Raw genomic sequence first — 13,833 nt, forward strand, 5'->3', positions numbered from 1 at the left:
AGAGGCGAACTAACGCGATGCAATTTCCGTCGCCGGTCGTTCTTGTGGGAAAGCCGCGTCAGGGGGCAACTCGGTGGATGTCGATTCGACGTGATTGATGGATTCACGGAGTCGACGCAAATCAGCGATACGATTCTGCAGACGATCTATCTCTTCATCGATCGCTGCCAAATTTCGTGTTTCAACGGGAGTCGTCAGGTCTTCGGTGGACCGGTCGAGTCTGCTGATACGGTGCAAAATTGGAACGGACAGACTGAACGCACCGATGGCGATTGATATCGCGGCAATCAATCGCCAAACACCGGGTGAATCGACTTCGGCGATGATCACACCGCACAGCAACAAAGCAAACCCGAACACCACTTGGGTGCCGATGAATCGAATCCAATCGAAACGCCGGGCCAACTTTGCGATCGATAGCAAGCACACGTGAACGGTGGCGACGCCCAGGATGACGACGCATATCGTTGTCTTCCAAAATTCGGTTGATTCCATTTCGCCCCAGATTCCCACCAGCAGCAATCCCGCCGCGAGAATCGACAATGTCATGCCGGACCTTGGCAGCACGTTCAAGCCTTTGGGCGTGCGAGACAGATCGCAAGCCAAGCCACACAAACTGGCAACGGCAACCACGACCGTCGTCAGCATCACTTGGATTTCAAACCAGCCCCACGAGTCGCGCAAGACGAACGCGATCCCCAGCACGGCCCCCACGATGATCGATCCGATCAGTCCCCAAAGAAAGACTTTGGCCGACATCGTTTTCTTGTCAAAGATTCGGCTGGGCATCATTCGGCCTTCGGATTGAGTTGGCGATGCGATTGGGCGCCCCAGGAATCTAGAGACTCTTCGGATCCAAAGGCAGCGCGAAAAGAACGTAAAAAGACCGACCGCATCGCTGTTCTGACGTTCTTGCCCAGACTCTCCAATGCTTTGGCGGCCCGATCGATGAGACAGGCGATATGCGGACCCGACAGAAACCAAGTACCGGCCGGCTAGGGTTGCTGCAGGAAACGCTTCATGTCGTACTTTTTGGCAATGGATTCACGCACTTCCGGTGTCCGCGACATCATGTACTTCTTCCATCCCGGACACCAGTTGGCGTGCCATCGCCATAGGCGTCCGAGCAGCGAAGTCGGGTTGGCATCGTACTTGGCACGCAGTCGGCATTTCTCGCAATTCGGAACGGACATCTTGGCTAACCTCTGCGGTAAATTGGGCGTCCAAACATCTAGGTCAGTGACGGTTCATTTTCGACGTTCGCAGGTGAGTCGTCCAGCGATTTTGCGAACGACCAGCTGCGACTTGGCTTACCCCCGCCCGGCACCCTCTGTTGAGTTTGGAATCATGCTTTTGCAACGTTTTCGATCGGTGTTGCTAATTGTCCTCATGGGCGTGTCCATGGCAGCGTCCATTTGTCGCGGGCAGTCGTTTCAAAGCGATCGATTTCCGTTTGTCATTTCCGGCTTTGATGCGGAAGAATCGGCAACTGATTTTTCGATGCTTTCACCAACCCCCGCTGGTGATGATGGGTTCGTACGAATCGTCGACGGGCACTTCGCAACCGAATCGGGGCGTCTGAAGATCTGGGGCGTCAATCTGTGTTTCGGCGCCATCTTTCCAACGCATGAAGATGCCGATCGCGTCGCCGCCCACTTGGCGAAGATCGGTATCAACGGGGTACGCATCCATCACCACGAAACATCAACATCGCCACGAGGCTTGTTCACCAAAGATGGACGCTGGGATCCGCAGCAGGTGGATCGGCTGGACTATTTCTTAGCCAAACTTCATGAACACGGAATTTACGCGAATCTGAATTTGCATGTGGGACGCTCGGTCAGCCGTCAGTTGGGGATGGCATCGTTAGGCAGCGAGCACTATTTGATGCACGACAAACACGCGTTGCACTTTCAGCCTGAGATTCAAAACGCATTTTGGAATTTTTGTCGCGAATACTTGGGGCACGTGAATCCGTATCGCAAACTTCGGCGAGCGGATGATCCCGCGATCGCTATGATTGAAATTGCCAATGAAAATAAGTTTTCCTTGGCGGGGCCTGGCGCACTGCTGAATGCACCGGAGCCCTATCGATCCGCACTGACGGACCGGTGGAATGGATGGCTGAAACAAAAATATGGACAAACCGGAACGCTTCGGGACGCTTGGGCCAGTGAAGGGTCTACGGCGACACGCGTGCTAGTGAATTCGCAGGTGTGGGCCGATGGCGACATTTCGCCTTGGAATCTATCGGACAACAACGGGAAATCGCCGATCCGGGCGCTGATCCGGATGGACGGCGACGATGCCGTGTTACGTCTGGTGCCTCAAGCGGTCGCGGAACAGGGCTGGCACCAACAACTGACCGGCAAGACGTTCGGTGTGACCAAGGACAGCTTTTATCGGCTGACGTTTCAGGCACGGTCCGATCGGCCACGTAGTGTCGGTATGAACGTCGCCAAGACGATCGAGGGTGAGTGGACACCGCTGGGGTTGGTTCAAGGATTGAACGTTCGCCAGGACTGGGACGACTTTCAGTTTCGCTTCCAGGCTCCGCAGACGGTCGACGAAGGCGTGCGATTGTCGTTCGATTTGGGCGGAGACAGGACGGCGATCGAACTGAAGAACGTTCGCCTGGTGCAGGGTAGCGGTTCGGTGTCCGTGCCCCTGGGGCAATCGTTGGAAAACGCGAACGTTGATCTGCCCAAGTTTGATTGGTCACTTCAGTCGCGTCGTGACTTTCGTCAGTTCATGTTGGATCTGGAAAAATGCTTTTACAGCGAAGCCAAGCAATTGCTTCGCGAAGAAATTGGCGTCCGAGTTCCAATCACGACCACGCAAGCCAACTATCAACCACCTGAGATTACGGCAACGATTGCCGACTTTGCCGATATGCATGCGTATTGGCACCATCCAATTTTCCCCGGCCGACCTTGGGATGGAAGCAACTGGACGGTTCAAAACGAAACAATGGTCGCGTTTCCATTTCACAATCAATGGCCGCGAAACAACTTGTTGATGCGAACGGCTTGGCGGATGCACGACAAACCGTTCACGTTCAGCGAATGGAATGCTGGCGAACCTGGTTTTTTTGCCGCGGATGCGATCCCCGCGGCGGCAATGATCGCCAGTCTTCAGGATTGGGACGCGGTGTTCTTCTTCAACTATCACAGCTCCAACGACCGTTGGGATACCGATGCGATTCTGGGCTACTTTGATTTGAATGGCCAACCCACCAAGATCGCACTGACTGCGGCGCTTGCGAATCTGTATCGACGCGGGGATCTATCGTCGCTGGGGCAGCAAGTTGCAGTTTCCCCGGAAGATGCGGATCGCGGAGGCGCGTTGGCGATGCAATATCGCGTCGGCATGACGGTCGATCCGGATGCGCACCCTACGGTCACCGTTCCGTCCGTCCAGGATTTGCAACGTCCGGAACGCAAACGCTTGGTGACGCCCGATGGTTCGGTGAGTTGGGATGCACGCAGCGCGTCATCCGCACATGTGTTGATCGATACGCCGAAGACACGATGCGCTTGGGGGTTGGTCGGCGGGCAAGCGTTCAAGATCGGGACTTGGGGCCTGCAGTTCGGTGAAACCGAGCGAGACTACGCCGTCTTGGTGGCAACCAGTCGTGATGACCGGCATCTAGAATCGTCGTCCTCCATTCTGTTGACCGTTGTTTCCAACGGCGAAAATCAGGACATGGGATGGAACGACGATCGCACGACGGTGGGCCAGAATTGGGGCCACGGCCCGACGGTCGTCAACGGCGTTCCCGCAATCCTGTCGATTCCCGCTGATCAAAAGGCCAGAAGTTTGTACGCCTTGAATGCCAAGGGCCACCGAGTGCGACGGATCTCGGGCAAGGCGTCGGGAACGATGATCCGATTCGAAATCGGACCGGAATACAAAACATTGTTTTACGAGCTTGCCGAGTGAATTTGTTTTCAATGCATCCGGTTCGACAAAACAACGAGGCTAGGAAACCAATCATGTGCGTGACATCGAAGCCCGCAAACGCATGCCAACGTATGACGTCGTCGCTTGCCGTCGGTGTCGTTTTGATGGGCAGCTTGTTGGGGCCCCGTGCATGCGCACAGTCGGTGCTTCGGGTCTCGCCCGACGGGCCACTGCGATCGGTCGCTGACGCCAGGAATGAAATCCGTCGACAACGCAGCCGAATGCCCGATCAAGCATTCCGAGTTTTGATCGCCGACGGGGTTTATTCGATTGAACAGCCCATCGTGTTTGGTCACGGCGATGGCAACGTCGTCTACGAAGCCGACACCGATGCCAAGCCGATTGTCTCGGCGGGGCGACGGATCACCAGTCATTGGACCCAAGGAGCCAACGGTGTCTGGTCGACGAAGGTTCCTCGCGACTGGCACTTCGAACAACTTTGGATCAACGGTCGGCGCGCGGTACGAGCCAGAGAACCGGATCAGTTCTTTCATTACCTTTTGCGAGTCGATCAACAACCGGAGGACCAAAATGGTCGGTTTCGACAAACGTTACATGTTCGCCCGGGTGAAACGGAGGGGCTGGCCGGCTTGAGCGCCGAAGAGATACGTCGAGTCCAATTCGTAGCGTTTCACAAGTGGGACACAACGCGACGCTATTTGGATCGTGCTGATCCGCTGGCCGGCCGATTGGTATCCAGCGGACGCGAGATGAAATCTTGGAATCCGCTCACTCACAACACGGGATATCATCTGGAAAACTTTCTCGCCGCGTTGGACGAACCGGGGGAATGGTTTTTGTCGCCGGAGGGTGTGTTGAGCTATCTGCCTCGCGAAGGCGAATCGATGCAGCACGCAGAGGTGATCGCTCCGGCTTGTGAAAAGATTTTGGTCATCCAGGGTGACCCGGCGAATGCCCGATTCGTCCGCGACTTGGAATTCCGCGGCATCACGTTTCAAAACAGCGGATGGACGTCGCCGCCAGAGGGTTTCGAACCGTCACAAGCTGCATCGCCGATCGAAGCCGCCGTGCAAATCGATGGTGCCCACGGCGTGGTCTTTCGTGATTGTGAAATTGGCCATGTCGGTGGCTACGGCATCTGGTTTCGTCAGGGCTGTCGTGACGGTTTGGTTCAGCGATGTTTGATCCACGACTTGGGGGCCGGAGGCATCCGAATTGGTGAAACCGCCATCGCGGCGAATGAATCGGAACGGACGAGCCACATCACCGTCGACAACAACATTGTCTATGACGGCGGGCACACCTTTCCTTGTGCGGTCGGGATATGGATCGGACAAAGCGGTGACAACCAGGTCACACACAACGAAATTGCCGATTTTTATTACACGGGGATCTCCGTCGGATGGCGTTGGGGCTATGCGGAAAGCCTGGCGAAACGCAACCAGATCCGAATGAACCATATCCATCATCTGGGCCAAGGCTATCTAAGCGACATGGGCGGTATCTATACATTGGGGCCGTCCGAAGGGACCGTGCTTAGCGGTAACGTCATCCATGACATCGAATCATGGGGATACGGCGGTTGGGGCTTGTACAATGACGAAGGCAGTTCGAATATTTTGTTGGAAAATAACTTGGTCTATCGCACCAAGTCCGGTGGATACCACCAGCACTACGGGCGCGATAATCGGATCCGCAACAACATCTTTGCGTTTGGCCGGGAGTATCAAGTCCGACGCAGCAAGGTTGAAGATCATCGGTCATTCACCTTCGAGCAAAACGTCGTATTGTTCGAATCGGGTGACTTGTTCCATGGCCAATGGGGCGACGACAAAGTCACCGTGCAGCGAAACCTTTATTGGAATCCCAACAGGCAAGTCGACATCACGCCGGGTGACCGTAGCAAGACGTCGGTCGTCGCGGACCCGCGATTTGCGGATCCACAGAACGACGATTTTCACTTCATCGATACCACCGCGGCGAAGCGGATTGGATTTCAACCGTTCGATTGGACCAAGGCGGGCGTGTACGGCGATGAAGAATGGCGAAGCCTTGCCAAGTCCCTGCCGATGCCTTCGATGGGCCATCCGCCGGAACCGCCGCCGCTGGAATTGCACGAAGATTTTGAAAGCGGCAAGCTGCCGATCAAATCTCGGACCAGCGTTGATGAAAAACTGGGCGGGGTCGCGGTGGTTGACGTTGATGATTCCCCCAGCGGGAAGAAAGTGCTGCGTCTGACCGATACCCCGGGGCAACGTCAACGGTATTACCCGATGATGGTGGTGTCGCCGCACCATGTCGATGGAACCACACGCTGTCGGTTCTGGGTTCGCATGGATGATGCCGCTGTTTTTCAACATGAATGGCGGGACGCATCGCAGCGATATCAGACGGGACCGAGTCTGTGGTTTGAAAACGGCCGACTTCGAACGCCGACGAAGGAACTGATGAAGATTCCCACGGGACAATGGATCCAAGTCGATGTGACGGCGAAGCTGGGCGATAACGCTGGAACTTGGGCGGTCACCGTCAAAGGCGATGGCGTACCGGCGCGGACATTTAACAACCTGCCCATCGTTACCAGCACGTGGAAAACGCTGGACTGGGTGGGCTTCGTCAGCCAAGCCGACGTGAATTCAACGGTCGACATCGACGACTTGGAAATCATCTGCGAAGCAAAGTGACATTGGCCGATGGTCGATGCCATTGTTACTGCAAGCCGATCGTGACCACCGGGGGCGTGACGGCGGGGTGCAGGGCGGAACGGATTTCGTCGGCGGTGATTTTCCATCCGATGACGGTCAGTCCGTAACGCGGGTTTTTCGCCGTGTAGGGGCGTTCGGTCACGCTGTCAAAAACAGATTCCACCAAGCGGGGACCATCACCAAAATTGACGATCCCTTTCATCCTTAATAGCCGGCCCCGGATTTGTTCAACCCCGGTTTGAAACGCCGCTCGGTCAAAATCATGTCCGCTGATCGTACAGGCGACTACTTCGGCCGGCGGTGCCTGCAACGGCGCATCTGTGCAGGCAACGTGATGCAAAGATTCAACAAACGGCCAGCCGAAGTGTTTACTGCCGAATCGGATCTGCTTTGCACGAGGGTTCAAGTCTTTTAACAGCGATGTCAGTTTGCCAACTTGATCGGTGTTCAATCCATCGGACTTGTTGATGACCAATCCGTCAGCCCACATCGCCTGGGATGCAACCGCCTTTAACGTTGGCAATACTTTGGTGAAGTTCAACGCGTCGATGACGCAAACGTTGCAGGCGATTTCAAATCGCTCACGAGTCGCCGGCGTTTCAATGAAGCTGAACAGGTCGCTGGTTTGTGCCATTCCGGTTGCCTCGGTAATCACCAAGTCCGGGCGAACCTGATCTGCGATCGCATGCATCGTCGCTTCGAAGTCCGATCGGATGCAGGCGCAAAACAGGCTTCCGCGGTTCAGTTCAAAGACCGTCCCGGCATCATCGGGCAGTAGTTGCCCGTCGACGCCCAATTCGCCGAATTCATTGATCAGCAATGCGATCCGCTTGGATTTCAACTCGGGGCCGGCCAGCCAATGGTTCAATAGCGTTGTTTTGCCCGCCCCGAGGCAGCCGGTGATCAAATAGACGGGAATCTTTTTCATTGCAGCGATTGAACCCATTGTTTGATCGCCATGCTGTCGGGGACACGTTCCGTCGACACGACTTGGTGTCCCGTGGTGACCAACGCCGGCGTTTCATCGGGTTCGACGCCGAATCGAATGAATTCCAGCGGATCGGTCACCAAATGAACCGAAACGTCGGCGCCGGTTTCAAGCACCGCCTGATCCACCGCATCTTTCATCGCAATGGTGTCGCCGTCATTCTGGCCCAAGACGTGAATTTCACACTGACGACGTCGAATGCGAAGTCGTGCTTTCTGATTGATGCGTTTTTGGATCGCGGCGGACAATTCGTCTTTGGGTGGGATCCGCGACACAAATGCGATATCGCCGTCGATGCAAATCGTCGGGATGTTTTTGACCGACAAACTGGTCATGAAGCGAATCGCTTCGGGCGTTTTGATTTTGTGTTCACGCCAACGAACGATTCCATCAAAATCAGGAGCAATCTTTTCAACGGCTTCCACCATGTACTGACAGGGTGCACATGATTCCGAATCCAATGTGATGATATCGACGATGACATGATCGCCCTGCCCATAACCGGACATGTCAGGGATGTCTTGGACATCAGCGCTTTCCGACATGGCCATCACGGCTTCTTGGCGATACGTGTCGCGAACCAGTTGACCGACCGCTTCCAGGTTTTCCGGCGGGGTCGCATAAGGCAGATCGCATCCGGGGGCCAGCACAAAGCCGGTGTTGTCGCCAACTTTCAAGCATTCCACCGCATTCTTTTCAGCGTCTTCGGGGCTGCCCAGCAACAGGACGGTCGTCAATTGCAGATTTCCGCCAAAGCTGGCTTGGTTGTCCCGGCAGGTGTCACGGACAAAATCCAGTGGGATGTTTTCGTCGACACACACGTTGTCCGGCCCACACTGACACATCGCTTCGACGTTCTGTTGTGCGTGTCCACAGACGAAGAACGAACTGAGGCCGCCGGATGTCCGAATCGATTCGAACACAGGTTTGGCATACGGGGTCACAAATTGTTTGAATTGGTCGGGACCGATTTGGCTGGTCATGGGATCGACAATGGCGATCACATCACAGCCCGCTTCGATGTAATACCGGCTCATCGCGATCGCGACATCACTGCAGAACTTTAGCAAGCGTTGCACAGATTCCGGATCGTCAAACATCCGCATGAAAATGTCGGTGCCCTGCAGGTGCAAAGCCAACGTGAATGGGCCGGTCACCAGACCATAAAGTGCGGTGTCCGGATGGTCCGCACGCAACCGACGGGTGGCGTCCAAGACGATGGGGATGCGGCCTTCGTCCGGGCCGGGAATCTTCAATTGATCCAGGGGCGTGTCCTGGGCCAGCGGATGGTCGACAACGGCGGGCGGGGTGTCCGTTGACCAACGCAATTCACAGCCCAACGCCTCGGCTTCGATCTGCAGATCAAACGCCACCGGAATTCCGTCGGCTTGGTACCGATCGATTGCCAGATTGACGCCACGATGCATCAAGTCGGCGGACTTCAGGTATTCGTCCGCACCGACGCCCATCAAGGCACCGGCGTGGCATCCCACAAAGGGAACCCAAGGGGCGCGATCCGTTCGTTGGCCGCTGATCGCAGCATGCACGAGCTCTTTTCCGCCGACCGAAAGATGGGTGCTGGTGCTCATTAGACTCGCCCTCAGATTGCGTTCTGATCGTCCGCCGTCGCGGTGAAATGGACCCATGCGACACATGCCGTAACTGTGACATGGCGGCACAAAAAACGATGTCGACTGTGCCACCAATGATCGATGTCAACAGTATGCATGCTGGCGACGGTCCAAAACCCTGAATGGCCTTGATTGGGCGGACCAGATTGTCGCATCCAATTCTCAGCGTCGCATGTTGCAGTTCTTCAACTCGCAACGATCACACGGCGTGCCTTCGATGCGGACCGATTCGCTTGGCCCCAATCCGACGAGTCCCGACACCGACTTGATGGGCGTCATCAAACAGCTTTCGTGAAGTTGGACACCCGCGGTCTGGTTGCCGAAGATCGAAAACAGTTTTTGTTGTTCGGTCAACTTCATGCCGCAGTAACCGGGACTGTAGGGCAACGTGGCGGCGAAGCCGATGTCGCCGACGGGATCGCAAGCCCTGCGAACGGCTTCGGTCTCCGCTGCTTCGGCTCGTTCGGCACCCACCGAATTGACGATCAAAGTGGCCAGGTCGTCGCCCTGTGTCAAAAGGTCGCTGGCGAGTTCAACGATGCGGGGGCCGGCTGTCGCGATGAAGGCGACGATCAATTCCGACACTCCGAGAAAGCTGCCGATCGCACCCGAAAATTCGATCTTGCCGGTCGACGTGTCGACGATCAACGAACGCTTGTCTTTGTGAATGACCGGCAGAACGACATAGACCGCGCAAGGCGACGCGGCCTGTTCGGCTTGGTCGATCCAGTGTTCCAGCATCTCCGCGACCGAACCGCTTGGCGTGTACCCGGCGGGATAGCCCAAGTAACGCAAGACTTCGGCAACGTCGATCGGTTCGTCGACTTGGGCCACCGTCACCGGTTCCATCTGTAGGAAACGGTGTGGCGATTTGACACTCATCCCATGGTCCTGGCGATCAATGTTACGTAGGGAGAACGACGACATGCTATGTTAACAATCCGACGCGGTCATGCAGTGAACCTCACCGAGAAACGCAAGCAGGTCGAAGGAAGTTTTGATGTCTGAATCTGGTGCAAACGGCAGCCCATTGTACGAAGCCATTTTGACCGGCGACGCCGACGGCAGCGTCAAGTTGACGCAGGCCGCATTGGCCGACGGCGTCGATCCCAATGACTTGATCAACCAAGACATGATCCCGGCGATGGACGAAGCGGGGCGGCGATTTGAGAAGCGTGAGTTTTATGTCCCTGAACTATTGATCGCCGCGCGAGCGATGAAGGGGGCGCTGGCATTGATTCGGCCGCTGTTGTCCGAACGTGGCGTCGAACCGGTTGGTCGTGTGGTCATCGGCACCGTCAAAGGCGACTTGCATGACATCGGCAAAGGCTTGGTCGGTTCGATGCTGGAAGGCGGTGGTTTCGAAGTGTTCGATTTGGGCGTCGACGTTGCGGCGGAGGCTTTCATTTCCAAAGCCGTTGAACAGAAAGCGGATGTCGTCGCGGTATCAGCATTGCTGACGACCACCATGACGCAGATGAAGGATGTGGTCAGTGCGCTGCGTGATTCCGACATCAGCCAGACGTGCAAGATCATCGTGGGTGGTGCACCGGTGACCCAACAGTTTGCCGATTCCATCGGCGCCGACGGCTACAGCGAAAACGCCAGTGCCGCCGTGACGCTGGTTCGATCGATCGTCACGCCGGCGTAGCTTCGCCGGCGGTCGGATGAGTGCTTCGGGCGATGCGAACCATCGCTTGTAAGTTTTCAATCGGCGTGTCGCGGGGAACAATGCATCCGGATCCCAAGATGAAGTGATTGCCGCCGCCGACGCTGTCGATGCAACGCCGGGATGCTTCTTCGACGCTTTTGGGTGTGCCCTGCAGCAAATCGTTGATCGTGTGCACGTTTCCCATCAACGCGACCCGGTCGCCGACGATTTCTTTGGCGACGGACAGGTCCACCATATTGTCAACTTCGACGATCGCGGCACCCGATTTGGCATACATGTCCAGCACTCGCGTGCTGTCACCACAAATGTGAAGCAGGCTTCCTGTGATGCCATGATCCTGCCAGGCTTGGAAGACCTTTTGCTCGTATGGCAGCGCGAACCGTTCGTACGTCGATGGCGAAATCATGTCGCATGATGCCAGCGAATCACCGCAGTGAATGATGTCAGCACCGGCGTCCCAGCATGCTTTGCCGAACCGAATCAAGGATTCAGCAGCCACGTCCAGCGCGTGGCGAATCGCGTCCTCGGTTCCCTCGGTCAATCCGGCTTCCAGCATGCCGACTTCGTACAGCCAAGTTTGCGATCCGATCAAGTACGATGCCAACGCGAAGGGCCCAGTCCCCGGCGATCGAATCGCCACAGAATCACCCACCGCGTCGCGAACTTGTTTGATGGCGTCGATCATGACCGGCATCCGGCCGTCTTGGTACGGATCAAGCGGTTCGATCCTGAACACTTCGTCCAGCGTCTTGGCAGGCGATTCGGTGATCGCCGGCAGTTCATCGCGTTCGCGCGTGGTCTTGCAACCAAAGCCTTCGGCGATGTAGCAGTTGTCCGCGCCGACCGCGATCACATCTTGATCCAGCGCTTCGTGCAAAGCCAATTGGGCTTTGGTCATCACGTCGGCGTTGGTGTAGAAATCGCGCAACACAACGCCTGAAAATGCGACCGCAACGTCGTACATGTAGGGGCCAACGGCAACGCAATCCGTTGCCTGACCGCGAATCGAATTTTGAATCCGTTGGCGGGACGTCAATTCCATTTCCTATGCCTAGGGGTTGGGTGTTGCCAAGAACGGGATGAATTGCCAATTGCATCGGGCCGCCCCGGTCGACCGACTTTGCGGGGCACCCAAGCGAAGCGGGAAAACCGTCAACAGTTTACAGCCAACGGTGAACGCAACCGCGCTGGCCGTAAAGTCAGTGCGTCAATTTTGCAGACGCGATCGCGACGGCGTGCTGTCCGGAAAAAGGGGAAAGACGATCGGCTTCTGCAAATCGACTAGAATCGGCGGCCCAAACCCCACTGCGTGATTCTCCCAACATCAGGGATTCGTTCGCGGTCCAGGGTCAATCGTCATCGCCGTTGATTCCGCTTTTCAAGGCATCTTTCCGATGAGCCGTCTGCTTACTTGTGTCGTTCTCCTTGCGTCGCTCGTTCCGCTTTCGAATTCCGCTGTGGCCGCGGAACCATTGAAACCTGAAACCGTCGCGCTGACCGATATTTCCACTTCGGAAATTAGTGATTTGGGTATCGAGTCAGGCATTGCTTCGATCGAGGGAAGGAGAGCTTTGGAAACGCACGAGGGTGCGGCGGAATCGAATCGGGAACGGGATATCAGGTACATCCAAACTCCGTCACGCAACGAAAAGCCTTTGATTGATTCGGATGCCAAAGTTCGGATCGATCAGACCCTGCAATCGCTGGTGGATGAGGGGAGCATCGCAGGAGTTTCTGCGTTGATCTATGAGAACGGTGGCGAGGCCTACTTCAACGCATTCGGCATGGCGGACACGCTCCACGATCGCCCGATGGCTCGGGACACCATCGTTCAAATCTTCTCCATGACCAAACCGGTGACCGGTGTCGCCCTGATGCAACTGTATGAAGAAGGCCGATTTCAACTGGATGATCCGGTCGCCAAGTTCCTGCCCGCTTTTGCCGACTTGAAAGTTGCCACGGGAACGGATGACAACGGTGATCTGATCCTTCAGTCCCCCAAACGTCCGATGACGATTCGTGATTTGACACGCCACACATCCGGACTTGCCAACGGAAACGGGTTGCCAATGGTCGGTCCGTTGCTGGAGAAGGCGGATCCGTTTCACCGTGATCACACGTTGGCAGACGTCGCACAGAAGTTCAGTGAGATCCCGCTGTGGTTTCACCCCGGACAGAAATGGGCGTACGGTCCATCGGTCGACATCCAAGCACGCTTGGTCGAACGATTGTCGGGAATGGCGTTTGAAGATTACCTGCGGCAACACATTCTTGATCCGCTGAAAATGAATCAGACACGCTATCGCGTCCCCAAGGCCGACCAACATCGCATGGCGGCGGTCTATTTACGTGACAATGCGACGGGCAAATTGACCCGCCAAAGTGATGAAGAAGCGTTTTCGTTCAATACCCAACCATGGGCGTTGACGCCGGGCGGTTGGGGGCTGACGGCAACCATCGATGACTACATGCGATTCGCACGGATGCTGCAAAACGAGGGGGAACTGGACGGCGTTCGAATCCTGAAGCCTGAAACCGTGCGTTTGATGGCAACGGATCATTTGCCCGACGACGTTGACGACAAGTCTTGGTTGCCGGGAAAGGGACAAGTGGGGTTTGGAATCGATTTCGCCGTTCGTGTTCGTCCGCCAGCATCCGCGGAGGAGAATTTTGGCGTCGTGGGTGAATTCTTCTGGGACGGTGCGGCCAGCACTTTGTTTTGGGTCGACCCGGCCAACGATCTAACCGCCGTTCTATTCGTGCAACTACGTCCGTTTGACCAAGTGGGACTGCACAAAGCGTTTCGCGACGCGGTTTATGGCGCCAACGAACGGGCCGAGCTTCACTGAGCGGGCGGACAGGAGTTTGGCGACAAATGGCAACCCGACGCGTCAGGTTGCCAAAATTAAAACG

10 protein-coding genes are annotated in these 13,833 nt (G+C 56.1%); 4 read left to right on the plus strand and 6 right to left on the minus strand.

Going from position 1 to position 13,833, the window contains the following annotated elements; genetic code table 11:
- Positions 1-9: 9 nt before the first annotated feature.
- Together HFP54_RS09990 and HFP54_RS09995 are read right to left on the minus strand one after the other, a co-directional pair.
- The gene (locus HFP54_RS09990; RefSeq protein ID WP_168565024.1) at positions 10-792 is read right to left on the minus strand and encodes a hypothetical protein; all 783 of its coding nucleotides are present in this window, start codon (positions 790-792) and stop codon (positions 10-12) included.
- Positions 793-995: 203 nt separating this feature from the next.
- Positions 996-1,193, minus strand: coding sequence for a hypothetical protein (locus HFP54_RS09995; RefSeq protein ID WP_168565025.1), 198 nt, complete (start codon positions 1,191-1,193; stop codon positions 996-998).
- Between the two features lie 307 nt (positions 1,194-1,500).
- Here HFP54_RS09995 and HFP54_RS10000 point away from each other — a divergent pair, with 307 nt between their 5' ends.
- Positions 1,501-3,942, plus strand: a complete 2,442-nt coding sequence (locus HFP54_RS10000) for a glycoside hydrolase family 5 protein (protein WP_168565026.1) — start codon at positions 1,501-1,503, stop codon at positions 3,940-3,942.
- A gap of 242 nt (positions 3,943-4,184) precedes the next feature.
- Positions 4,185-6,608: a right-handed parallel beta-helix repeat-containing protein gene (locus tag HFP54_RS10005; RefSeq protein ID WP_235951533.1), complete on the plus strand. Its 2,424-nt coding sequence runs from the start codon at positions 4,185-4,187 to the stop codon at positions 6,606-6,608.
- Between the two features lie 25 nt (positions 6,609-6,633).
- Here HFP54_RS10005 and HFP54_RS10010 read toward each other — a convergent pair whose 3' ends face one another.
- The 3 genes from HFP54_RS10010 to HFP54_RS10020 all read right to left on the minus strand — a co-directional run bounded on the left by HFP54_RS10010 (position 6,634) and on the right by HFP54_RS10020 (position 10,175).
- A complete protein-coding gene (locus HFP54_RS10010; protein ID WP_168565027.1) occupies positions 6,634-7,557 on the minus strand; it encodes a CobW family GTP-binding protein in 924 nt (307 codons plus the stop codon).
- A complete protein-coding gene (locus tag HFP54_RS10015) occupies positions 7,554-9,206 on the minus strand; it encodes a uroporphyrinogen decarboxylase family protein (RefSeq protein WP_168565028.1) in 1,653 nt (550 codons plus the stop codon). Before HFP54_RS10015 ends, HFP54_RS10010 begins: the two co-directional genes overlap by 4 nt.
- 204 nt (positions 9,207-9,410) lie before the next feature.
- Positions 9,411-10,175: a vitamin B12 dependent-methionine synthase activation domain-containing protein gene (locus tag HFP54_RS10020; RefSeq protein WP_168565029.1), complete on the minus strand. Its 765-nt coding sequence runs from the start codon at positions 10,173-10,175 to the stop codon at positions 9,411-9,413.
- Positions 10,176-10,248: 73 nt separating this feature from the next.
- Between HFP54_RS10020 and HFP54_RS10025 the strand changes: the two genes are divergently transcribed.
- Complete coding sequence (locus HFP54_RS10025) at positions 10,249-10,899, plus strand: cobalamin B12-binding domain-containing protein (protein WP_168565030.1); 651 nt, start codon at positions 10,249-10,251, stop codon at positions 10,897-10,899.
- Here the strand turns inward: HFP54_RS10025 and HFP54_RS10030 are convergent.
- Positions 10,886-11,962, minus strand: a complete 1,077-nt coding sequence (locus HFP54_RS10030) for a uroporphyrinogen decarboxylase family protein (RefSeq protein WP_146415205.1) — start codon at positions 11,960-11,962, stop codon at positions 10,886-10,888. The two genes, HFP54_RS10025 and HFP54_RS10030, sit on opposite strands and share 14 nt — an antisense overlap.
- 352 nt (positions 11,963-12,314) lie before the next feature.
- Between HFP54_RS10030 and HFP54_RS10035 the strand changes: the two genes are divergently transcribed.
- The gene (locus HFP54_RS10035; protein ID WP_168565031.1) at positions 12,315-13,769 is read left to right on the plus strand and encodes a serine hydrolase domain-containing protein; all 1,455 of its coding nucleotides are present in this window, start codon (positions 12,315-12,317) and stop codon (positions 13,767-13,769) included.
- Positions 13,770-13,833: the final 64 nt, after the last annotated feature.

Origin of the sequence: Crateriforma spongiae (genome assembly GCF_012290005.1) — a bacterium.
GTDB lineage: Bacteria > Planctomycetota > Planctomycetia > Pirellulales > Pirellulaceae > Crateriforma > Crateriforma spongiae.